Source organism: Shinella sp. Sh6, from assembly GCF_055392685.1.
This window is the reverse complement of sequence record NZ_AP044005.1, coordinates 277,805-299,999: the sequence shown is the minus strand read 5'-3', so window position 1 is coordinate 299,999 and position 22,195 is coordinate 277,805. Positions and strand designations below refer to the sequence as shown.

22 protein-coding genes are annotated in these 22,195 nt (G+C 64.6%); 3 read left to right on the top strand and 19 right to left on the bottom strand.

Going from position 1 to position 22,195, the window contains the following annotated elements:
• Positions 1-25: 25 nt before the first annotated feature.
• Both ACZ5TO_RS01445 and ACZ5TO_RS01440 read right to left on the bottom strand, forming a co-directional pair.
• Positions 26-1,417: a hypothetical protein gene (locus ACZ5TO_RS01445; RefSeq protein WP_184145166.1), complete on the bottom strand. Its 1,392-nt coding sequence runs from the start codon at positions 1,415-1,417 to the stop codon at positions 26-28.
• Between the two features lie 586 nt (positions 1,418-2,003).
• Positions 2,004-4,424, bottom strand: coding sequence for a hypothetical protein (locus ACZ5TO_RS01440; RefSeq protein WP_464799278.1), 2,421 nt, complete (start codon positions 4,422-4,424; stop codon positions 2,004-2,006).
• A 467-nt stretch (positions 4,425-4,891) separates the two neighbouring features.
• Here ACZ5TO_RS01440 and glf point away from each other — a divergent pair, with 467 nt between their 5' ends.
• Positions 4,892-6,049 carry a UDP-galactopyranose mutase gene (glf, locus tag ACZ5TO_RS01435; RefSeq protein ID WP_464799277.1) on the top strand — a complete coding sequence of 386 codons (1,158 nt, stop codon included), beginning with the start codon at positions 4,892-4,894 and terminating at the stop codon, positions 6,047-6,049.
• Between the two features lie 67 nt (positions 6,050-6,116).
• Here glf and ACZ5TO_RS01430 read toward each other — a convergent pair whose 3' ends face one another.
• From ACZ5TO_RS01430 to ACZ5TO_RS01350, 17 genes are all read right to left on the bottom strand, one after another.
• Entirely contained in the window at positions 6,117-7,286 is a 1,170-nt protein-coding gene (locus ACZ5TO_RS01430; RefSeq protein WP_464799276.1) for a flagellin N-terminal helical domain-containing protein, read from the bottom strand.
• 270 nt (positions 7,287-7,556) lie between these two features.
• Positions 7,557-8,726, bottom strand: coding sequence for a flagellin N-terminal helical domain-containing protein (locus ACZ5TO_RS01425; RefSeq protein ID WP_464799275.1), 1,170 nt, complete (start codon positions 8,724-8,726; stop codon positions 7,557-7,559).
• A 257-nt stretch (positions 8,727-8,983) separates the two neighbouring features.
• Entirely contained in the window at positions 8,984-10,165 is a 1,182-nt protein-coding gene (locus ACZ5TO_RS01420; protein WP_464799274.1) for a flagellin N-terminal helical domain-containing protein, read from the bottom strand.
• Between the two features lie 236 nt (positions 10,166-10,401).
• Positions 10,402-11,148: a flagellar type III secretion system pore protein FliP gene (fliP, locus tag ACZ5TO_RS01415; protein WP_184145172.1), complete on the bottom strand. Its 747-nt coding sequence runs from the start codon at positions 11,146-11,148 to the stop codon at positions 10,402-10,404.
• Entirely contained in the window at positions 11,145-11,654 is a 510-nt protein-coding gene (locus ACZ5TO_RS01410; protein WP_184145173.1) for a flagellar basal body-associated FliL family protein, read from the bottom strand. Before ACZ5TO_RS01410 ends, fliP begins: the two co-directional genes overlap by 4 nt.
• Positions 11,655-11,674: 20 nt before the next feature.
• Positions 11,675-12,385, bottom strand: a complete 711-nt coding sequence (flgH, locus tag ACZ5TO_RS01405) for a flagellar basal body L-ring protein FlgH (RefSeq protein WP_464799273.1) — start codon at positions 12,383-12,385, stop codon at positions 11,675-11,677.
• Complete coding sequence (locus ACZ5TO_RS01400; protein ID WP_184145175.1) at positions 12,382-12,915, bottom strand: MotE family protein; 534 nt, start codon at positions 12,913-12,915, stop codon at positions 12,382-12,384. Before ACZ5TO_RS01400 ends, flgH begins: the two co-directional genes overlap by 4 nt.
• The gene (locus ACZ5TO_RS01395; RefSeq protein WP_464800317.1) at positions 12,912-13,979 is read right to left on the bottom strand and encodes a flagellar basal body P-ring protein FlgI; all 1,068 of its coding nucleotides are present in this window, start codon (positions 13,977-13,979) and stop codon (positions 12,912-12,914) included. Before ACZ5TO_RS01395 ends, ACZ5TO_RS01400 begins: the two co-directional genes overlap by 4 nt.
• 44 nt (positions 13,980-14,023) lie before the next feature.
• Positions 14,024-14,533, bottom strand: a complete 510-nt coding sequence (flgA, locus tag ACZ5TO_RS01390) for a flagellar basal body P-ring formation chaperone FlgA (RefSeq protein WP_464799272.1) — start codon at positions 14,531-14,533, stop codon at positions 14,024-14,026.
• Between the two features lie 20 nt (positions 14,534-14,553).
• Positions 14,554-15,336 carry a flagellar basal-body rod protein FlgG gene (gene flgG / locus ACZ5TO_RS01385; protein ID WP_184145177.1) on the bottom strand — a complete coding sequence of 261 codons (783 nt, stop codon included), beginning with the start codon at positions 15,334-15,336 and terminating at the stop codon, positions 14,554-14,556.
• A gap of 9 nt (positions 15,337-15,345) precedes the next feature.
• Positions 15,346-15,675, bottom strand: a complete 330-nt coding sequence (locus tag ACZ5TO_RS01380; protein ID WP_184145178.1) for a flagellar hook-basal body complex protein FliE — start codon at positions 15,673-15,675, stop codon at positions 15,346-15,348.
• Positions 15,672-16,091, bottom strand: a complete 420-nt coding sequence (flgC, locus tag ACZ5TO_RS01375; RefSeq protein ID WP_184145179.1) for a flagellar basal body rod protein FlgC — start codon at positions 16,089-16,091, stop codon at positions 15,672-15,674. Before flgC ends, ACZ5TO_RS01380 begins: the two co-directional genes overlap by 4 nt.
• Before the next feature lie 3 nt (positions 16,092-16,094).
• Positions 16,095-16,475, bottom strand: a complete 381-nt coding sequence (gene flgB, locus ACZ5TO_RS01370) for a flagellar basal body rod protein FlgB (protein ID WP_184145234.1) — start codon at positions 16,473-16,475, stop codon at positions 16,095-16,097.
• A gap of 198 nt (positions 16,476-16,673) precedes the next feature.
• On the bottom strand, positions 16,674-17,237 hold the full coding sequence (locus ACZ5TO_RS01365; protein ID WP_184145180.1) for a flagellar protein: 564 nt from the start codon (positions 17,235-17,237) through the stop codon (positions 16,674-16,676).
• Positions 17,234-18,589, bottom strand: a complete 1,356-nt coding sequence (fliI, locus tag ACZ5TO_RS01360; protein WP_184145235.1) for a flagellar protein export ATPase FliI — start codon at positions 18,587-18,589, stop codon at positions 17,234-17,236. The genes ACZ5TO_RS01365 and fliI overlap by 4 nt, the downstream gene beginning before the upstream one ends.
• Positions 18,590-18,652: 63 nt before the next feature.
• Complete coding sequence (gene flgF / locus ACZ5TO_RS01355; protein WP_184145181.1) at positions 18,653-19,378, bottom strand: flagellar basal-body rod protein FlgF; 726 nt, start codon at positions 19,376-19,378, stop codon at positions 18,653-18,655.
• A gap of 1 nt (position 19,379) precedes the next feature.
• Complete coding sequence (locus tag ACZ5TO_RS01350) at positions 19,380-20,159, bottom strand: DUF1217 domain-containing protein (protein WP_464799271.1); 780 nt, start codon at positions 20,157-20,159, stop codon at positions 19,380-19,382.
• 171 nt (positions 20,160-20,330) lie between these two features.
• Between ACZ5TO_RS01350 and motA the strand changes: the two genes are divergently transcribed.
• Complete coding sequence (motA, locus tag ACZ5TO_RS01345; protein WP_184145183.1) at positions 20,331-21,209, top strand: flagellar motor stator protein MotA; 879 nt, start codon at positions 20,331-20,333, stop codon at positions 21,207-21,209.
• Positions 21,210-21,212: 3 nt separating this feature from the next.
• A complete protein-coding gene (locus tag ACZ5TO_RS01340; RefSeq protein WP_184145184.1) occupies positions 21,213-22,157 on the top strand; it encodes a FliM/FliN family flagellar motor switch protein in 945 nt (314 codons plus the stop codon).
• Positions 22,158-22,195 lie beyond the last annotated feature (38 nt).

The window sequence follows — 22,195 nt, the reverse complement described above, 5'->3', positions numbered from 1 at the left end:
AGGCCGTGCCGACCGTTTCCGTCAATTACTGTGCGTTGGTCGTTTCCGTGTAGGCGGCGATGATCCAGTTGGTCTGGTCCTGCGAGAAGAGCGATTCGCGGGCCGACGTCAGCTCGTCGAGCTGGGCATCGGTCATGTGCATCAGGTCGTCTTCCTCGAGGCCCTTGAGAGCGGCGTCGGAGATGGCAGCGAATTCGCCCGCGCTGAAGAGGGCGAGGTCACCATTGTCGAGAGCCGCGATCTGGGCCGAGGACATGGCGCCAACCTGCGCCGTGCCCATGGCGGTGACCTGGTCGCTCGTCAGGCCGGCGATCTTGTCGGTCGACAGTACCTTGACGAGGTCGGAGCTGAGGCCGCTGAAGACAGCCGCGTCGAGCTTGCCCATCTGGGTCGTGTCGAGAGCGGCGAAGGCCTTCGAGTTGAGGGCGTTGACCTGGGTTGCGTCGAGCGCGGCGACGTTGTCGGTGGACAGGCCTGCAACGCCGGTGGAGCTGATGGCGCCGAGCTGTGCGGTCGTCCAGGCGTCCAGGGCGCCGTCGTCGATGGCGGCGATCTGCGTCGAGTTGAGAGCGCTGATCTGGCCCGCGGTCAGGAAGCCCTGCTGCGTCGAGCTGAGGGCGGCGATGCTCAGGGACTGGATCTGCTTGGAGGCCAGGGCCGCAACCTGATCGGAGGTCCAGCTACCGACTTCGTCGCTGGTCAGCGCAGCAACCTGTGCGGAGCTGAGCGCCTTGATCTGGTCCGTCGTCAGCTTGGCGCCGCCGTCGGCGTCGAGTGCTGCGATATCGGTGCCGTCCAGGCCGGCGAGGGCCTTGGTGGAGAGCGCGGCGATCTTCGACGATGCACCGGCGAAGAGGGCGGTGATGTCAGCGGCTTCAAGGCCGGCGACGCCGTCCGAGCTCATGCCGGCGAGCTGGGTGGCGGTAAGGGCGGCAGCGGCCGCATCGTCGAGGGACGTGATCTGGGCGCCGCTCAGCTTGCCGACCTGTGCAGCGTCGAGGTTGACGATGGAGGTTGCGCTGAGCTGCGATGCGTTGAGCGCGGCGAGCTGCTTGGACGTCAGGGCCTTGACCTGGGACGCATCGAGCGCGTCGAGGTCGGCCGTTACGAGCTGGCTGACCAGGCCGGTCGAAAGGCCGGAGACCTGGGCATCGGTGAGGGAGGCCGTGGCAGACGTGTTGATCTGCTGGAACTGGCCGAGCGTCAGGCCGGCAAGAGCGGCGGTCGACAGGCTGCTCAGCTTCAGCGATTCGATTTCATCGTCGGCGATGACCGCAAGCTGGCTGGAGGAAAGTGCGGCAACGGCTTCGGACTTCAGCGCGCCGACGGCAGCGGTATCGAGTGCCGCGACGTTCGTGGTGGAGAGGCCCTTGACCTGCGTTGCAGACAGGCCGGAAACAAACGAAGTGAGAGACATGGATTTACCCCAAGATTGAAGTTGGCAGACGCAATCACCTGTCGCACGTCCGGTAATCCAGGAGGTTTCACGGCGAGGATGTCGAAATCCTTGCGCATGATACGAGGCCGCCGACGCTGCGCATGCCCTTATCGGCATCGGCAGGCCCGGCACCGCCCTTGGCCGGCGTTTGTGCTAGGTGAAACATGGCTCGCGCGAGCCAGCACAGCGGAATGGCATCATGCACCCAGAGCAACGAATGTCTCTGATCCCCACGCCCTCGAAAGCAATCGTCCCCCACCTGGAGCCGGCTTGCCGGCAGGGGCCCGAATGCATCTTCAGGCCCTGGATTCGCGAGGGAATTTCGCGTTCAACCGGAGATTATCCTCCAGCCTTTAATTTTGGGTTAACGGTGGCTCAAACGTCTGTCCCGAATTGTCCGGAATCAAGCCCGCAGGCCAGCATAGGCAGAAAACCTCAAGCACAGGCGCGCAGATAGACTACATGGGGCGAGTATTAATGATTAACGGGCGCCCGCCGGAGATGACGGACGCCCGTGAAAGGTTCGCATAGGGTTTTCGGCCGGGCCGCGCCCGCCCCTTTCGCGTCAAAGACCCTCGAATTCGGCGTAGGCGGCGACCACCGCGTTCACCTGCGCGACGGTCATCGCCTGCGCCTGCGCCGTCGTGAAGCTGTCGAGCTGTTCCGAGCTCAGGCCGGCGACCTGCTGCGTGGTCAACCCCCTGATGGCCCGGGTGCCGATCGCCGCGATCTCGTCCGTCTTGAAGGTCTGGATATCCTCCAGCAGCATCGCCGCGATCTGCCGGCTGCTCAGCGCGCCGATCTGCGCGGAGTTCAGGATATCGATCTGCTCGGAAGACAGGGCCGCGATCTGCTCGGAAGACAGCGACGCCACCTGGCCCGTCGTCAGGGCCCCGATCTGGCTGCTCGTCAATGCGGCAATGACGCTGGTGGACAGGCGGGCAATCGTCCGCGAACCGATCTGCGCGATCTCGCTCGTCGTGAACGTCTGGATATCCTCGGCCTCGAGGCCGGAGACGCCGGAGACCGAAAGGGCCGCCACCTGCCCGCTCGTCAGGGCAGCCGTCTGATCGGACGAAAGGGCGGCGATCTGGTCGCTCTTCAACGCGGCGATGAAGGCCGTGGAAAGTGCCGCAGTCTGGGCCGTCGACAGCGCGCTCAAATCGAGGCCCGACGCCTGGCGTGCATTCAGCGCGCCGATCTGCGTCGTCGTCAGCGCACCGAACTGGTCGGAGTTGAGGACGGCGAGCTGGGCGGGCTTGAGCACCGCGATCTGATCGGACGTCAGGGCGGCGACCTGCGCGGTGGAAAGCGCCGCGACGGCATCGGTCGCAAGCCAGACGATCGCCCGCGTGGCGATCCGGGCAACCTCGTCGGCCGTGAACGTCTCGATATCCGCGGCCGCAAGGCCCGTAACGCCGGCGGCCGAGAGCGCGGCGACCTGCCCCGTCCCGAGGGCGGAGGCCTGCTCGGTGGAGAATGCGGCAACCTGATCGCCCTTCAACGCGGCGATGAAGGTCGTCGACAGGGCCGCTGTCTGGGCGGTTGAAAGGGCCGTCACGTCGAGGCCCGCGGCCTGGCGTATGGCAAGCGCGCCGACCTGCGCAGTCGTCAGCGCACCGACCTGCTCGGAGGAAAGCGCGGCCAGCTGGCCGGTCGAGAGCGCCGCAACCTGCGCGGTCGTCAGCGCACGGACCTGTGCGGTGGAGAGTGCGGCAACGGCATCGGTGGCGAGCCGCGCGAAGACCTGCGTCTTGATTCCGGCGATCTCGTCGGTCGAGAACGTCTCGACATCCTCGGCTTCCAGGCCGGCAACCGCAACGGCCGAGAGCGCGCCGATCTGGGCGCTCGTAAGAGCCGCCGCCTGGTCGGAGGAAAGCGCCGCGACCTGATTGCTCTTCAACCCGCTGATGAAGGCCGTCGACAACGCGGCGGTCTGCGTGGTCGACAGCGCCGTCACGTCGAGGCCGGCGGCCTGGCGGGCGGTCAGCGCGCCCACCTGCCCCGAATTCAGCGCACCGACCTGTTCGGAGGTCAGGGCGGCCAACTGGGCGATGGAGAGCGCGGCGACCTGCGCCGTGGTCAGGGCGCCGACCTGCTCGGAGGTCAGGGCGGCGATGGCGTCGGTGGTGAGGCGCCCGAGCACCTGCGTCTTGATGCTGGCGATTTCGCCGGTCGAGAACGTTTCGATGTCCTCGGCCTCGAGCCCGACGATGGCCGTGGCCGAGAGCGCCGCGACCTGGCTGCTCGTCAGCGCCTCGGCCTGGTCGGAAGTCAGGGCGGCGACCTGCTGCGTCTTCAGCCCGGCGATAAAGGCGGTCGAGAGGGCGGCGGTCTGTTCGGTCGACAGCGCCGTCATGTCGAGGCCGGCGGCCTGGCGTATGGTCAGCGCCCCCAGCTGGACGGTGCTCAGCGATTCCACCTGCTCGGAGGTGAAGGCGGCCAGTTGCGCGACCGAGAGCGCCGCGACCTGCGCCGTCGTGAACGCGGCGACCTGCTCGGGCGAAAGCACGGCAATGGCATCCGTCGTAAGGCTCGGCAAGGCCTTGGCATTGATCGCCGCGATCTCGCCGGTCGTGAAGGTCGCGATGTCGTCGGACGTGAGGGCGTGGACTTCCTTCGCGGTAAAGGCGGCGATCTGCGTGCTGTCGAAGGCGGCGATCTGGTCGGCGTCGAGGGCGTCGATCTGCTGCGAATAGAACGCGCCGACCTGCGCCGTCGTAAGGGCCTGGATGTGCTGCGAAGACAGGTAGGCCAACTGGTCGACCGTCAGGCCGCTGATGGAGCGCGCCGACACGGCGCGGATCTGCTGCGTGGTGAGCGAGCCGACATAGCCTGCATCGATGCTAGCGACCTGGCGCGCGTTCAGCACGCCGATCTGCGCGGTGCTGAGGGCAGCCACATCCTCCGCAGTCCAAGCCTGGATCGCAGCCGTCGAGAGTGTCCGGATCTGGCTGGTGGAAAGCGTCGGGATGGTCGATGTCATGAGCTACCTTCCAAATATTGACGTCATTTTCGATTCGAGAACGCAACGCGCCGGGGCGGTCCGTTCTCTTCCGCGTGCCGCCTTGGTCGGCAATGCAACGACACACGTCGAAAAGGATTGAAAATACATGGCTCTGACGAGCCTCGCGCTGGAAGGACATCATGCATTCGAAGCCGGAAACAGCTTCGAAATCCTGCGCTGAGGGCGGGAAAATCCCGTATTGAAACCGGGCGTGCCAGCCACCTTTCGGCGAGTGCGATTTTCGGCAAGCTACCCCCAATAAGTAAAGAGTTAACTGTTGATCCTTAAATTTTTATTAACGAGGCCTGATAGCCGCGCCTATATATTTGAAAATCTATGATTTTTGCCAACACGCTCTTCATCTGCCTGCAAGCCCGACACAAGGCAGTTGCGCTAGCCAGAGCCAGGGCCCTCTTACTGCAACCTCTCCACCGGGACAAAAGGCCATGAAGGCAGGCGAACGCATTCTCATTGTCGGCGCGGGGCTTTCCGGCGCCGTCATCGGCCGCGAACTCGCCGAGGCCGGCCACCGGGTCGAGATCATCGACGCGCGCAGCCACATCGGCGGCAATTGCCATACCGAGCGCGACGGGACGACGGGCGTGATGGTGCATGTCTACGGCCCCCACATCTTCCATACGGACGACGAGGAAGTCTGGGGCTACGTGAACGGCTTCTCGGCCTTCATGCCCTACAAGAACCGGGTGAAGGCGACGAGCTGCGGTCAGGTCTACTCGCTGCCGATCAACCTGCACACGATCAACCAGTTCTTCGGCAAGTGCCTCCGGCCGGACGAGGCCCGCGCCTTCATCGAGGACCAGGCGGACAAGACCATCGCCGATCCGCAGACCTTCGAGGAACAGGCATTGCGCTTCGTCGGGCGCGATCTCTACGAGGCGTTCTTCAAGGGCTATACGCAGAAGCAATGGGGCTGCTCGCCGACCGAGCTGCCGGCGTCGATCCTGAAGCGCCTTCCGGTGCGCTTCAACTACGAGGACAACTACTTCTTCCACAAATACCAGGGCATGCCGGAAAACGGCTATACCGCGATGATCGAGCGCATCCTCGACCATCCGAACATGACGGTGACGCTGGAGAGGAATTTCAGGCGCGGCGAGGAGGCCGGCTTCGGCCATGTCTTCTATTCCGGCCCGCTCGACGGCTATTTCGACTACGAGCTCGGCCGGCTCGGCTACCGCACGCTCGATTTCGAGCGCTTCACCCATGACGGCGACTACCAGGGCTGCGCGGTGATGAACTACGGCGACGTCTCGGTGCCCCATACGCGGATCACCGAGCACAAGCATTTCTCGCCCTGGGAGGAGCATCGGGGCTCGGTCTGCTACCGCGAATTCTCGCGCGCCTGCGAGCCGGGCGACATTCCCTACTATCCCATCCGCCTCGTCGAGGAGAAGGCGCAGCTTGCCGACTATGTCGCCCGCGCCGAGCGGGAGGCGGGTGTCACCTTCGTCGGGCGTCTCGGCACCTACCGCTATCTCGACATGGACGTGACGATCCGCGAGGCGCTGGATACCGCACGGCTTTACCTTGCCCGCAAGGCCGAAAACGCGGCCATGCCGACCTTCCTGCATCCGCCGCTTTGAGCGGCACGGCGAAACGAAGAAAGCCCCGGCAGAACCGGGGCCTTCAGGTTCAAACGATGCCTTCCGATTAACGGAAGAGCGTCAGGATGTTCTGCGAAGCGGAGTTGGCGATCGACAGCGACTGGACAGCGAGCTGCTGCTGGGTCTGCAGGGCCTTGAGGCGGGTCGATTCCTCGTTCATGTCCGCATCGACGAGGCGGCCGACGCCCTTGTCGATCGAGTCGGTCAGCTTGGAGACGAACTCTTCCTGCAGGTCGATGCGCATGCCGATCGAGCCGAGGTCGGCGGCAGCGCTCGTCATCAGCGTCAGGGCGTCGTCGACCATGCTGATGAGCTTGTCGAGCTGGCCGCCCGTCGTCGAGTTGTCGATCGTCAGGTCGGAGACCGAAGCCGTGAGCGTGGCGCCGGGCGTGGCGGTCGTGTCGACTGCCCACATCGTGGAGCCGTCGTCGAAGGCGACCTGCTGCGTGGGAACGGAGCTCTGGTCGACGGCTTCGACCCAGACGTCGTCCGAAACCTTGACGTAGCTCTTCGCGCCGCCGGTAGCCGAATCGCCGGTGAAGACGGAGCCCGTGTCGGCGATGACGTCGTCGATCGAGTAGGCCTTGACGGTGACGGCGCTGACGACGCCGCCCGTGTTGATGTTCAGCGTGACGCTGTCGTCTTCGATCGCGGTCTGCGAATCGAGGATGCCGGTGTTGCCGACGGTGTCGAAGAGCACCGAGGAAGCGCTCAGGTCGTAGTCGACCTTCTTGACCGAGACGTTGCCGGAAGCATCACGGACGAAGGAGCCGACAACGCTCTTCGTGACGGTGCCGCTGGACAGGTCCGTCTGCAGCCAGTTCTCGCCGGAGAACGAAGCCGCGTCGGAAATGCTCGTGAGCTGATCCTGGAGCTGCGTGATTTCTTCCTGGATCTTGTCCTTGTCGACGCCGTCTTCGGTTGCGGCAACGAGCTTGGCCTTGATTTCCTTCACGACCTCAATGGCCGAGTCCATGCCGGCATAGGCGGTGTCGACCTTGGCGGCGCCGAGGCCGAGGGCGTCCTGAACGGCCGAAAGGGCCATGTTGTCGGAACGCATCGTGGTCGCGATGGACCAGTAGGCGGCGTTGTCGGAGGCTTCGCCGACGCGAAGGCCGGACGAAACGCGGGCCTGCGTATCTTCCATGCCGGTCTCGATGGACCGGAGGGTGGAGAGCGCAGCCATGGCTGCGACGTTGGTCAGAATACTCGTCATTACTAAGTGCCCCTTGAATGGCTGATTTGAGAAGGGACATTCCGGTCACCACCGGGAACGACAGGCAGCGTCATGCTTGCTAACCTATTAATTTTCAAGGTTAACCTGCCGTTTCTATAAGACCATCTAACCGCAAGATGGTTAATGAATGCCGAAGGGGTGAGCGGAAAAAGCAGGATGGAAAAGAAAAACCGCGCCGGGGCTCCGGCGCGGTTCGCATTCGGGAAGGTGCAGCGGCCGTCAGGGCCGCCGACCTGGCTTTTCTGCCTCTTAACGGAAGAGGGTGAGGATGCTTTCCGAAGCGGAGTTGGCGATCGACAGCGACTGGACAGCGAGCTGCTGCTGGGTCTGCAGGGCCTTGAGGCGGGTCGATTCCTCGTTCATGTCCGCATCGACGAGGCGGCCGATACCGGAGTCGATCGAGTCGGTCAGGGCATTGACGAAGTCTTCCTGCAGGTCGATGCGCATGCCGATCGAGCCGAGGTCGGCGGCGGCGCTGGTCATTGAGGAAAGGGCATCGTCGACCATGCTGATGAGCTTGTCGAGCTGGCCGCCCGTCGTCGAGTTGTCGATCGTCAGGTCCGAGACCGAAGCCGTGAGCGTGGTGCCGGGCGTGGCCGTCGTGTCGACTGCCCACATCGTGGAGCCGTCGTCGAAGGCGACTTCCTGCGTGGGAACCGAGCTCTGGTCGACGGCTTCGACCCAGACGTCGTCCGAAACCTTGACGTAGCTCTTCGAGCCGCCCGTGGCCGAGTTGCCGGTGAAGACGGAACCCGTGTCGGCGATGACGTCGTCGATCGAGTAGGCCTTGACGGTGGCGGCGCTGACGACGCCGCCCGTGTTGATGTTCAGCGTGAAGCTGTCGTCCTCGATACCGACCTGCGTGTCGAGGATGCCGGCGTTGCCGACGGTGTCGAAGAGCACCGTGGCGCTGCTCAGGTCGTAGTCGACCTTCTTGACCGAGACGTTGCCGGCGTCGTCACGGACGAAGGAACCGACGACGCTCTTCGTGACGGTGCCGCTGGACAGGTCCGTCTGCAACCAGTTCTCGCCGGAGAACGAAGCCGCGTCGGAGATGCTGGCAAGCTGGTCCTGAAGCTGGCTGATTTCTTCCTGGATCTTGTCCTTGTCGACGCCGTCTTCGGTTGCGGCAACGAGCTTGGCCTTGATCTCCTTCACGACCTCGATGGCCGAGTCCATGCCGGCATAGGCGGTGTCGACCTTGGCGGCGCCGAGGCCGAGGGCGTCCTGAACGGCGGAGAGGGCCATGTTATCCGAACGCATCGTGGTCGCGATCGACCAGTAGGCGGCGTTGTCGGAGGCTTCGCCGACGCGAAGGCCGGACGAAACGCGAGCCTGCGTATCTTCCATGCTGGAATCGATGGACCGGAGTGTCTGGAGAGCAGCCATGGCTGCGACGTTCGTCAGGATGCTTGTCATAATAAGTGCCCCATAGTTGGCTGACGGGAGAGGGACATTCCGGGTGGCGCCGGGAACGACGAGCAGCGTCATGCCTGCTAACGAGCTTCTTAAAGAGTGTTAACTCGCCGTTTCGTTGTGCCCATATAATCGTGGCATGGTTAACGAACTCTAAATTTGAATTAACGATATGCATCACAAAGCACGAATGCCGCGCCCGTTTCCGGGCGCGGCGTTCGAGAGGCGATGGAGGCTCAGCCAACCTCCATGCGCATCGATTAGCGGAACAGCGACAGCACGCTCTGCGAGTCGGAGTTGGCGATCGACAGAGCCTGGATGGCGAGCTGCTGCTGGGTCTGCAGGGCCTTGAGGCGGGTCGATTCTTCGTTCATGTCGGCATCGACGAGACGGCCGACGCCCTTGTCGATCGAATCGGTCAGCTTGGAGACGAACTCTTCCTGCAGGTCGATGCGCGAGGAGATCGAGCCGAGCGATGCAGCGGCGCTGGTCATCGAGCCGAGGGCATCGTCGACCAGGCTGATGAGCTTGCCGAGCTGCGTTGCCGTGGTGTTCGAATCGATCGTCAGGTTGGAGACCGAAGCGTTCGTCGTGGCGGCGGGTGCCTTGGTCGTGTCGACCGCCCAGGCCGTGGCGCCGTCGTCGAAGGCGACTTCCTGCGTGGGAACGGTGCTCTGGTCGACGGCTTCGACCCAGACCTCGCTCGAGACCTTGACGTAGTTCTTCGCGCCGTCGGTGGCATAGTTGCCATCGAAGGTGGACGTGCCTGCGCCGGCCGTGATGATGTCGTCGATCGAGTAGGACTTGACCGTGACGGGGCTGACGACGCCGCCCGTGTTGATGTTCAGCGTGATGCTGGCATCTTCGATCGAGGACGTCTTGTCGAGGATACCGGTGTCGCCGCCGGTGTCGAAGAGAACCGTCGTGCCGGTAAGCGCGTAGTCGACCTTCTTGACCGACACGTTGCCGGAGGCGTCACGGACGAAGGAACCGACAACGCTCTTGGTTTCAGAACCGCCGGCTGCCGTCAGGTTCGTCTGGAGCCAGTTCTCGCCCGAGAACGATGCGGCTTCGGCGATGCTTCCGAGCTGGTCCTGGAGCTGGGTGATTTCTTCCTGGATCTTGTCCTTGTCGACGCCGTCTTCGGTTGCGGCGACGAGCTTGTTCTTGATCTCCTTCACGACTTCGATGGCCGAGTCCATACCGGCATAGGCGGTATCAACCTTGGCGGCGCCGAGGCCGAGGGCGTCCTGAACGGCCGAAAGGGCAGCGTTGTCGGAGCGCATCGTGGTCGCAATCGACCAGTAGGCGGCGTTGTCGGAAGCCGAACCGACGCGCAGACCCGAAGAAATCCGGTTCTGGGTATCTTCCATGCTGCTGGAGATGGACCGCAGCGTGGAAAGCGCTGCCATTGCGTTGGTGTTGGTGAGAATGCTGGTCATTGCTTGTCCCTTTGAACGAAATACTGAGGGGGACATACCGGGTTGGATTACTTACCGGTCATGACGGTTCGGCCTCATGCCAACTCGGCTCCTCCGGCGTTCCGGAGGGATACCAAACCCGTCATCTGAGGCAAAATTCGCAGCCATTTCTTGCCAACAGCTTAACCGGCACCGGAGGGAGCGAGCCATCCCCGGCGTGTAGTGAACGAAACCTTAATCGGATTGGTTAACGCCGGTCAGTTGAACGAGCGCACGAGACTGCCGACGAGGAGGTTCCAGCCGTCGATGAGCACGAAGAACAGGACCTTGAAGGGCAGCGAGATCGAGGTCGGCGGCAGCATCATCATGCCCATGGCCATGGTGATGGTGGCGACGATCAGGTCGATGACGAGGAAGGGCAGCACGACGAGGAAGCCGATCTCGAAGCCGCGGCGGATCTCCGAGATCATGAAGGCGGGGATGACGACGCGCAGGTCCGCGACATTGCCCTCGACGACCTTCTGCCCGCGCTCCTCGGCGAGCGAGATGAAGAGATCGATGTCCTTGTCGCGGGTATTGGCCACCATGAAGGCGCGGAAGGGCTCGGCGATCCTCTTGGCCGCCTCCGTCTCGTCGATCTGGTTGGCGATGAGCGGCTCGACGCCGTTCTGCCAGGCGCGGTCGAAGGTCGGCGCCATGACGTAGAAGGTCATGAACAGGGCGAGCGAGACGAGGATCATGTTCGACGGCGTGGTGGAAAGCCCCATGCCGGATCTCAGGATCGAGAAGGCGATGACGAAGCGCGGGAAGCTCGTCACCATGATCAGGATGCCGGGCGCCACCGAAAGGACGGTCAGGAGCCCGAAGGTGCGGATGATCCAGGAAGCGACCGAGCCGTTGACCGGCGCATTGAGGAGGTCGCCCGGCAACTGCAATTGCTGCTGGGCGTAGGCCATGCCGGTCATCGCCATCATGGCGAGAAAGGTCAGAAGGACTCGAATCATTCGATCACGAAGGTGCGGAACATGACGTTGGTTACGCGCCCTTCGGACCTGAGGTCAACCCGCTCCTGCAGGTCCTCCCTGAGATATTGGAAACCGCGCGGTCCCTGCACCTGCTGGAGCGAGACCGTGCGCATGTAGGCCATGATGTCCTGGTGGATTTCCTCCGCCAGCTTGACGTCCGGCGCCCCCTTGAACATGAGGGCCACTTCGAGGCGGACCCGGTTGTCGGAAGGATAGGCGAGATTGCTGGTGATGGGGTCGAGCAGGACGATGCCGTTCTCCTGGGTGGAGATATGCGGGATCTCCGCGCCCTCGCCTTCCTTGCCTTCCTTGCCGCCTTCTGCCTTTGCCACTTCCGCGGCCGGCTTTTCGGCCGGCGGCGGGGCGAGCATGTTGCCGACGAACCAGCCGCCGCCGGCGGCAAGCAGCGTCAGCACCGCGACCGCCGCGATGGTGACGACCAGCGAGGGCTTCTTCTTTTCCGTGGCCTGTTCTTCGTCCGCCATAGGCTTCTTCCCGTGTTGCGTCAGAGCGGCGAGAACAGATCGACGGCCTGCTGGCCCCATGGCGGCTGCTGCACCTCGGTCAGGCGGCCGCGGCCGCCGTAGGAGATGCGCGCTTCGGCGATCTTCTCGTAGGAAATCTGGTTGTTGGCGTCGACATCCTGCGGGCGCACGATGCCGGCGACGTTGAGGATGCGCAGCTCGTGGTTCACGCGCACTTCCTGCGAGCCGCTGATCAAGAGGTTGCCGTTCTCGATGACGCCGGTGACGACGGCGGCGACGAGCAGGTTCAGCTTCTCCGAGCGCTCCGTCGTGCCATCGCCCTTGGTGCTGGTCGAGGAGCCGAAGGAAAGGTCGGCCTTGGTATCGACGTCGAAATTGTTGCCGGAACCGCCGAAGCCGATGTTCATGCCGCTCTTGTTGGTACGCGAGCGGTCGGTCTTGTTGTCGAAGCTCGCCTTGTCGTTGACGCGGATGTTGACGGTCAGGATGTCGCCGATCTTGAAGGCGCGCGAATCCTTGAAGAGCGCCGACTGCTGGTCGCGCCAGATGGAATAGCCCGAGACGGCCGTGCGCGGCTGCTTGGGATACATTGCCATCTGCGGCGTCTCGGCATAGTTCAGCCCGCTGCCAATGGGGCTCATCGACGGCGCCTTGCCGATCTCGTTCACGGCCTGGCTGGTGCAGCCCGACAAGGCCAGCGCGACGGCAAGTGCGGAGGCGGTCTTCTTCATGACGGGTCCTTTGACGTGTTCGGATCGCTCGCCGAGGCAATGATGCGGGTGAGCACGGCGGCCTTGTCGGCGGGCATTTCCCCGAGGATCGTGCTCGACTGGCGCGGCGCCAGCTTCATGACGATGGCCGATGCGATTTCCGGATCGAGCGCCGCAAGCTGGGCGGCGGCGGCATCCGGCTTCATCTTCTTGTAGATCTCGACGAGGCCGGCTTCCGCCGACTTCAGGAAATCGTTGCGGCGCTTCAGCCAGTCCTCGTATTCGGCGCGCCGGGCCTCGAGCGTCTTGATGCGTTCGTCGACGTCCTTCTGCAGGTTCTCCAGTTCCTGCTTCTGGAGCAGGTAGCGCTGGTCGCGCGCGGCGTCCGCGATATTGGTGCAGAACTCGCGGATCTCGTCGGCGCTCGCCTTGGTGGTCGTGATGACCGGCCGTTCCTCGGCGAAGGCGCCGGGGATGGCGAGCATCACGAAACCGGCAAGAGGAAGCGCCAGCTTGCGTGCGAGGGCGGGAAGCGTCATGCCTTTGTTCATTGCAGCACCAGTTCCGCCTGGAGAGCGCCGGCCGTCTTGATGCTTTGCAGGATGGAGATGATGCCATCCGGCTTGACGCCGATGCTGTTGAGACCCGAGACGAGCGAGCGCAGGCTGGACCCGTCGAGCATGGCGACGTTGCCGCCGTCCTGCTGGACGAGGATATCCGTGCGCGGCTGGACGGCCGTCACACCCTTGGAGAAGGGTTCGGGCTGCACCACTTCGGGCATTTCGTTGACCTGCACGGTGAGCGAGCCGTAGCTGACGGCGACCGGCGAGATGCGCACGTCCTGGCCGATGACGATGGTGCCGGTGCGCTCGTTGACGACAACGCGCGCGGGCGCGTCCGTCTCGATCACGAGGTTCTCGATATCGGCCATCAGGCGGGAAAGGTCCGCCATCTTCGGCTTTGCGACATAGACGGACTGCGAATCGCGCGATTCGGCGATCGGCGCGCCGTATTGCGCGGCCGCATAGCGGTTGATTGCGTCGGCCATGCCGACCGAGGTCGAGAAGTCGGGGTTGCGGAGCTGCAGCACGAGATCGGCGGCGTCCTTGAAGCGCGAGGGCAACTCGCGCTCGATGATCGCGCCGTTCGGCACGCGACCGGCGGTCGTCACGCCCTGCTGGACGGTCGCCGCATCGCCGTTGGCGCTGACGCCGGTGACGACGATGGAGCCCTGCGCGACGGCGTAGATCTGGCCGTCGGCGCCGGAAAGCGAGGTCATGACGAGTGTGCCGCCGCGCAGCGAGGTGGCGTCGCCAAGCGAGCCGACCGTCACGTCGATGCGGCTGCCGGGGCTTGCGAAGGGCGGCAGGTTGGCCGTGACGAGCACGGCCGCGATGTTCTTGGCGCGGGTCTGCGTGCCGACCATCGAGATGCCGAGGTTCTGCAGCATCGCGCGCATGGACTGTTCGGTGAAGGGCGAGGAGCGCATGCTGTCGCCGGTGCCCTGGAGGCCGACGACGAGGCCGTAGCCGATGAGCTGGTTGTCGCGGCCCGACTGGAGCGAGGCGACATCCTTGATGCGGGCGGCGGGAAGCGCCGGACCTGCTGCCAGCATGAGGCAGGCGATGGCGGCAAGGGCGCGGCGGAAGAAGGATTGAATCATTTCACCACCACATGCACGGTTCCGTCGTCCATGACCGTGCCGGAGACGATCACGCCCGAATCCTTGTTGCGGACCTTGATGAGATCGCCGACCGCGGCATCGGCCAGCGGCGTTCCGGCGGCGCGCAGGACGAGCGAGCCGTTGTCGAAGACGAGCTGGACGGTGGTGCCGCGGGAAACGGCGAAGGGCTCGCGCAGCGCCGAAGTGAGGATGACGCGGCCGGGCAGCAGCGTGCGCTTGGTCACGAGGCCGCTGACGTCGGCGATGGTCTCGGCATAGCCCTTGACGATGTTCGGGTTGGTCACCTCGACCTCTTCGAGCTGGCCGGCATCCAGCTCCTCGCCGGGATAGATGATGCGCTTCGGCACGACGGCGGTGTGCGCGTCGGCAAGCGCCGCCCCGGCCACGCAAAGACCGACGAGCGCGGCGGGCGCGACAAAGGCCGCGCGCCGCAGGGCCGGAAGGATTCTTCCCGTACGAAGAGCTGCTGTCAGGCGAAACATCATGTTCCCCGCGTGTCCGGTTGCTATCTCAGGTTCTTGCTGACCACCGCCGCCATTTCGTCGGCCGCCTGGATGATCTTGGAGTTCATCTCGTAGGCGCGCTGAGCCGAGATCAGGTCGGTGATTTCCTTGACCGGGTCGACGTTGGAGGCTTCGAGATAGTTCTGCTGGATATAGGCGAAGCCCGCCTCGTCCGGCGCGCCGACATTGGCGGGACCCGAGGCCGCCGTCTCGCGGTAGAGGTTCTCGCCGAGCGGCTCGAGGCCTGCCTCGTTGACGAAGTTGGCAAGCGTGATCTGGCCGAGTTCCTGCTGCTCGCCCGCCACGGTGGCGAAGACCTGGCCCGACTTGCTGACGGTCACTTCCGTCGCGTCCTCCGGCACGGTGATGCCGGGCACGACGGTATAGCCGTCGAGGGTGACGAGCTGGCCTTCGGCATTGGTGTTGAAGGCGCCGGCGCGGGTATAGAGCGTGGAGCCGTCCGCCGCCTCGATCTGGAACCAGCCGCGACCGATCAGCGCGAGGTCGAAGGAGTTGCCGGTGGAGACGAGCCCGCCCTGGAGATGCAGGTTGCGCACGGCCGCGGTCTTGACGCCGAGGCCGATGATCGCGCCTTCCGGCACGACAGCCTGGTTGGCGCGGTTGGGAACGCCGGCGGCCCGCTCCGTCTGGTAGAGAAGGTCGGAGAACTCCGCGCGGGCGCGCTTGAAGCCGGTGGTGTTGATGTTCGCGATGTTGTTCGCGATGACTTCAAGGTTGGTCTGCTGGGCGTTCATGCCGGTCGCGGCAATGGCAAGGGCTTTCATGTCCGGTCCTCAGATCTGCATTCTGGCGATTTCGAGATAGGCGGTGACGACCTTGTCGCGGATGGCGATGGCGGTCTGCAGCGTCTGCTCGGCATTCATGACGGCATCGACGACTTCGCGGGTCGACGCCTTGCCCTGGATGGCTTCGAAGGATTTGGTCTCGCCCGCCTTCAGCGTGCCGACCATCTCGCTGGCCATGTCGGTCATCACCTGGGCGAAGCTCGTCTGGGGCGCGCCCTGCGCGGCAGCGGCGGTGACGGAATTGGATACGCCGGTTTCGACGCCCGAAAGAGCGCTGCTCGGAAGAAGGCCGTTGAGGCCCTTTACACTCTCGATCATTGCGAGGCCCTCAGAAGGTCGATGGTCGCGCTGATGAGGTCGCGCGACTGCTTGATGCTCTGCAAGTTTGCTTCATAGGAGCGGTTGGCCTCGCGCATGTCGGCCATCTCGACCAGCATGTTGACGTTAGGGACCTTCACGAAGCCCTTCTCGTCCGCGGCGGGGTTGCCCGGATCGTATTCCGTCTGGAAGTCGGTCTCGTCGACGCCGAGCTTGGACACTTCGACGAGCGAAGCGTTGGTGGCGCGGTCGAGCTCGGCCGAGAAGGTCACGGTCTTGCGGCGGAAGGGGTCCGCGCCGGGCGTGTCGCCGGTGGAGCGGGCATTCGCCAGGTTTTCCGAAACGATGCGAATGCGGGTGGACTGCGCCTCAAGTCCCGAGGCCGCGACTTTCATTGAAGCTACAAGCGGATCCATTTTTTACCTTCTGACTGTCATCAGCATCATGCGATGAAAGGCCTTTACGAGGCCGGCATTCAACTCGAACTCACGCTTGACCTGGCCTTCCTTCATGAGCTCCTCGGCAAGGCCGACAGTATTGCCGGACTCCTGCACGCCGATCTCCTCGGTGGGCTTGGTCTCGATGACGCGGCTTGCCATTTCGGTTTCGGTGAAGTGGCCGGGCTGCGTCGCCGCCATGCGGATGCCCGTGGTTTCGAGCACCGACTGGAAGGGGGTCACGTCCTTCGCCTTGAACCCGGGGGTATTGGCGTTGGCGATGTTGCCTGCAACCACGCTCTGGCGGACTGAGAGCCATTCGGCCTGCTTCGATGCCAGTTCAAACAGTTGTATCGGTTGCATGACAAGCTCCATCCTTGTTCATGGCGAACCTACGGAGCCAATCTTGCGTCAGACTTGCTGTCCGGCCGTTTCCCGGCAACACGCTGAATTTGCGGGGGAATAAAGTGTGCGCCCCTGTGCGCGGCGCGCAAAGGCCCGCCAGTTCGCACATGGCGGGCGGCAGAATCGGCGCGGGGGGGGGGGGATCCCCGCCCGCCGTCAGTTGCGCTTGATGACGTCGCCGTTCGAGGTGACGATGACCCAGGCGCCGTCGCGCTGCTCGAGCGTCGCAAGGCGGCTGTTGTCGGGCAGGATGGAGCCGACGCGCACGATATACATGCCGCGGGCATCCTCGATCAGCGCCCGTCCGTTCGCCACATGCATCAGGCGGAAGCCGTCGCTGACCGGCAGCGGCTGGTCGAGGCCGGTTTCCAGCGGGGCGCCGAGCTTCGATTCCTTGCCGAGGCCGGGCGTGGTGGCGGTCGCGACGGGATCGACGCTTTCGAGCGGCGGGTCCTTGTCGTTGTCGATCATCGCCATCGGCGAAACGCTCATCACCTCGCGCGGCGCCGTCTCCGGCAGGTCGCGGGTCCTGCCCTGCCAGAGCGCGGGCACGGAGAACTTGCCCGGATTGAGGAAGACATACCAGGGGAAGAAGGCCGCGCCCGCGGCGAGCAGCACGCCGGCGCCCACGGTGACCTTGTCGCTGGTGCTGTAGCGCGTGCGCTCCGTCCGCCTGATCGGCTGGATCTTCTCGTCCGCGTCGAAATCCGTCACTGTCAACCCCTCCGGTTTGCCGGTGCGGCGCCCTGCCCGGCCGCATTCTTCAGCGCCATGGCGAGATCCGAGAAGGCGTCGCCTGCCGGGGGCTCGCCCGGCGTCTGCTTGAGGACCTCGTAGATGATCGGCACCTGCTTGATCGCCATGTCGAGGTCGGGATCGCCGCCGGGGCGATAGCCGCCGATGAGCCGCAGGTCCCGCGTTTCCTCGAAGCGGTGGATGAGCGCCTTCAGCCGCGCCACCAGCTTTTCCTGGTCCGGCGTCCAGGCCTTGCGGGCAAGACGCGAGATCGAGGCGAGCGGGTTGATCGGTGGATAGCGTCCCTCCTCGGCCAGCGAGCGCTCCATGACGATATGGCCGTCGAGGATGCCGCGCGTGGAGTCGGCGATCGGGTCGTTGTGGTTGTCGCCGTCGACGAGGATCGAGATGATCGCCGTGATCGTGCCGGTGCCTTCCGCACCCGGGCCGGCGCGCTCGAGAAGGCGCGGCAGCTCGGTGAAGACGGAGGCGGGATAGCCGCGCGCGATCGGCGGCTCGCCGGAGGCCGTCGCCACCTCGCGGATGGCGTGGGCAAAGCGCGTCACGCTGTCGATGATCAGAAGGACGTTGTCGCCCTGGTCGCGGTAATGCTCGGCGATGGTCACCGCCGTCAGCGGCGCCATCTTGCGCAGCATCGGGCTCTCGTCGCTGGTCGCCACGACCGCGACGGACTTGGCGAGGTTGTCGCCGAGCGTGTCCTCGATGAACTCGCGCACTTCACGGCCGCGTTCGCCGACCAGCGCGATCACCACCTTGTCGAAGGCATCCGCCCTTGCCAGCATCGACAGCAGCGTCGACTTGCCGACGCCGGAGCCGGCGAAGATGCCGAGGCGCTGGCCGAGGCACAGCGGGGCGAAGAGGTCGATGGCGCGGACGCCGGTGTTGAAGCCGGTCTCCACGCGCCGGCGCGTCATGGACGGCGGGGCGGAATTGGAGATGGAGCGGCGCACGTCCCCCTGCACGAGCGGGCCGAGCCCGTCGATGGGCTCGCCGAGCGCGTTGATCGTGCGGCCGCACCAGGAGGCGGCCGGCGCGACGCGGAAGGCGCCCTTGCGGATGACCGTGTCGTGGATGCCGATCGGCTCGCCCGGCTCGATGGGGCAGACGACGACCGAATCCGGCTCGACGCGGACGACCTCGCCGAGATGGATGCCCGTGGCGCTCTTGTGCGCGACGAACTCGCCGAGCCGCACATGGCGCGACAGGCCGCTCACCGTGTAGTTGCCCGCCGCGATGGTCTGGACGTGGCCGCCGTGGGCGACCGAGAATTCCGGCGAGGAATAGCGCCGCACCAGCCCGGCCAGCGCATTGAGCATGCGCCCGCCTTCGGGATTGCGCGCCGTGCCGGCCGTCGTGCGTTCTGCCCGCGTCATCGGCGCTTACCGGCTGCCGCCGAGGGTGTTCATGGCGTCCTTCATGGAATCCTCACTGTCGCGGATGAGGGAGGCGACGCTCTCGAAAGCGCGCGTGACCTGGATGAGCTGCGTCATCTCGCCGATGGCGTTGACGTTGGATTCCTCCACATAGCCCTGCACCACGCCGGCATCGACGCGGTCGACGATGGGTTCGGGCGGGATGGTCGTGATGATGCCGCTGTTGCCGGCGCGCACGAAGCCGCCGGAAAGGTCGGCCTGGAAGATGCCGAGCGAGGTCACCGGCCGGCCGGCTTGGTTGAGCTGCCCGTCGGCGCTGAGGGTGATGGGGCCTGCCGTCGCGTCGATCTGGATCGGCCCGCCGCCGGCATCGAGAACGGGATAGCCGTTCAGCGTCACCAGTTCGCCGGCGTCCGTCAGCGTGAAGCGGCCGTCGCGGGTGAGCGTCGGGCCGGAGGGCGTTTCGACCTGGAACCAGGCATCGCCCTTGATCGCGAAGTCGAGCGGGCCGCCCGTCTCGGTGATGCCGCCGCTGCGGCCCGACAGGAATTCCTTGCCCTCGGAGACGAAGGCGACGTCGGCCGTCTTCTGGTCGCTGACGACCTGGTTGAACTTGACCTCGGTGGCGCGGAAGCCGACCGTCGTGGAGTTGGCGACGTTGTCGGCGAGCGTGGCCATGCGGCGCTCGAGCGCAAGCTGGGACGAAAGCGATACGTAAAGCCCGGTCTGCATCTCAGCGGCCTCCAAGTTTCAGGTTGTTGATGGAAATGAGGAGGTCCGTCGAAATGCCGGTGAGGCTGGAAGACTGGAAGGCCGCCAGCGGATCGGTGCCGCCCTCGGGATTGTCGAGTTCCCACATCGCGGTGAAGCGCTCGAGGAACTTGCCGACCTTGGCGGGGTCCTTGAAGTCGTCGAGGTTCAGGACGTCCTCGTAATAGGCCGCCTGCCGGTCGATGTCGGTCGCCGCGAACTCGTCGGGAAGCTGGAAGGCAGTGCGCACGACCTGCGCCAGCGCATCGTCGGCGATGATGGAATAGCCCGAGGTGATGGAGGAAGCCATGCGCTCGAAATAAAGCGCGAGGCGGACGCCGGTATTGTCCTCGCCGGCGCTGACTTCCAGCGTCTGGCGGGTGTATTTGTCGACGATACCCTTCTGGGCCTTGTCGAAGGAGGTGGCCGCCGCGCCGTCGCGGGCGAAGTTCAGCGATTCGGCCAGCTCCTTGTAGCGCGTGTCGGTGAGCTGGTTGGCGAAGGCGTCCTTGTCGTCGACACCCTCGGTCAGCACCTTGCGCATGAAGGCCTTGGCATAGGCCATGTCCTCCAGCCCGTGCGCCTTCATCACATAGTTATAAAGCCGGCTGTCGGCGAAGAAGTCGTCGATCGATTTCACATTGCCGATGTTGGCGAGGTAATATTCCGTCTCGCGCTTGACGTCGGGCTGCTCCGAGACGCGCTTCAGCGACGTCTGCAGGTCGGAGGTAATCAGCTTGTAGCTCGTATAGGTGGTCGTCACGATGGTCCGCCGATCAGGATCGAATGGGCGCGAAGGCCCGTTTTGAACCATGATCTTCAAGGCTTTTGCTTGTGCGAACCTGATCGATAAACCCGCCGTTAGGTACAGCTTCACGCAAGGCTGGAACCGTATCTCCGGAAGGGTCAGAATTGTGTCGGGACACCTGCGCTCATGAACATCATTATCGGCCTCATCGTCACCATCGGCTGCGTCTTGGGCGGCTTCATGGCCATGGGCGGGCATGTCAGCCTGCTGGTCCAGCCATTCGAACTCATGATCATCGGCGGCGCCGGGGTCGGCGGCTATATCGTGGCGAACACGATGAAGGTGATCAAGGACACCGGCAAGGCGCTCGGCGAGGCCTTCAAGCATAAGGTGCCGAAGGAGCGCGACTATCTCGATACGCTCGGCGTGCTCTACAGCCTGATGCGGGACCTGCGCACCAAGTCGCGCAACGAGATCGAGGCGCATATCGACAATCCGGACGAGTCCCCGATCTTCCAGTCCGCCCCGACCGTTCTGGCCAACAAGGACCTCACCGCCTTCATCTGCGACTATGTCCGCCTCATCATCATCGGCAATGCCCGCTCCCACGAGATCGAGGCGCTGATGGACGAGGAGATCCAGACGATCACGCGCGACAAGATGAAGGTCTACCAGTCGATGACGACGATGGGCGACGCCTTCCCGGCCATCGGCATCATCGCGGCCGTCCTCGGCGTCATCAAGGCCATGAGCCATATCAACGATTCGCCGGAAGTGCTCGGCGGCCTCATCGGTTCGGCACTCGTCGGCACCATGCTCGGCATCTTCCTGTCCTATTCGGTGGTCGCGCCGATCACCAGCAACATCAAGATCGTCCGCGAGAAGCAGAACCGCCTCTACGTCATCGTCAAGCAGACGCTGCTGGCCTACATGAACGGCTCGGTGCCGCAGGTGGCGCTGGAATACGGCCGCAAGACCATCTCCTCCTACGAACGCCCGTCGATCGACGCGGTGGAGCAGGAGATGATGAATCCGGGCGGCGGCGGCGATTCGAAGGCGGCCTAAGAGATGAATGCAGCAAGCGTGACCTCCCTTCCCGCCATGGACCCCGAGATCCTCGCCCGCCTCACCGGCAAGCTCGGCGACCAGGCGACCATATCAAGGCTCTGCGCCAGCCTCGGCGAGGTCTTCTCCGAATTCCTGCCCGACATGCTGGAAAGCGAGCTCGGCTTCGAGGTCGCGGTTTCCTATGCCGGCTTCACCACGGGCCGCCACGGCGAACTGACCGAGGGCCTCGGCGGCGCCATGGCCTTCTGCGATGCGTCGCTGCGCGACTGGTGCGATCACTTCACGCTCATCTGCGACAGCCCGATGGTCATCACGCTCGTCGAGAACATGCTGGGCGCGGTCAGCGATTCCATCGAGGACCCCGAGCCGCGCCCGCTCTCCAAGATCGAGCTCGACGTCGCCGCCATGATGTTCGACCGCGTCTCGAGCGTGCTGACGACGGCGGTGGGCGGCGGAAACGGCTTCGAGCCGCTGCTCGGCCCGGCGCACAACGCCGAAACGCGCAAGCCCCCCGAGGATGGCATCGAGGATCCGTTCGCCGCCATGATCAACATGGCCGTCGGCATCGGGCCGGTGCTCTCGACCTTCCACGTCGTCATTCCGCAAGGGGTGCTCCTCAAATCGGCCATCACGGCGCCGAAGCCGGCGAACGCGCCGAAGACCCGCGCGGAATGGAGCGAACAGCTCGGCGAGCAGGTCCGCCGCTCGAAGGTGACGCTGGAAGCGCGCATCCGTCTCGAATCCCAGACGCTCGACACCGTCAGCCGCCTCCAGGCCGGCGACATCATCCCGTTCAACGAGGCCGCGGACGTGCGCGTGGAGGTCAACGCCAACGGGCGCAAGCTCTATGTCTGCGAATTCGGCCGGTCCGGCGCCCGCTACACGGTCCGCGTCAAGGACACCTACGGTTCGGAAGAAGAGCTTCTCCAGCACATCATCGGATAGTTTACGCATGACGCGTACGAGGCGGCGAGCCTCAGGCA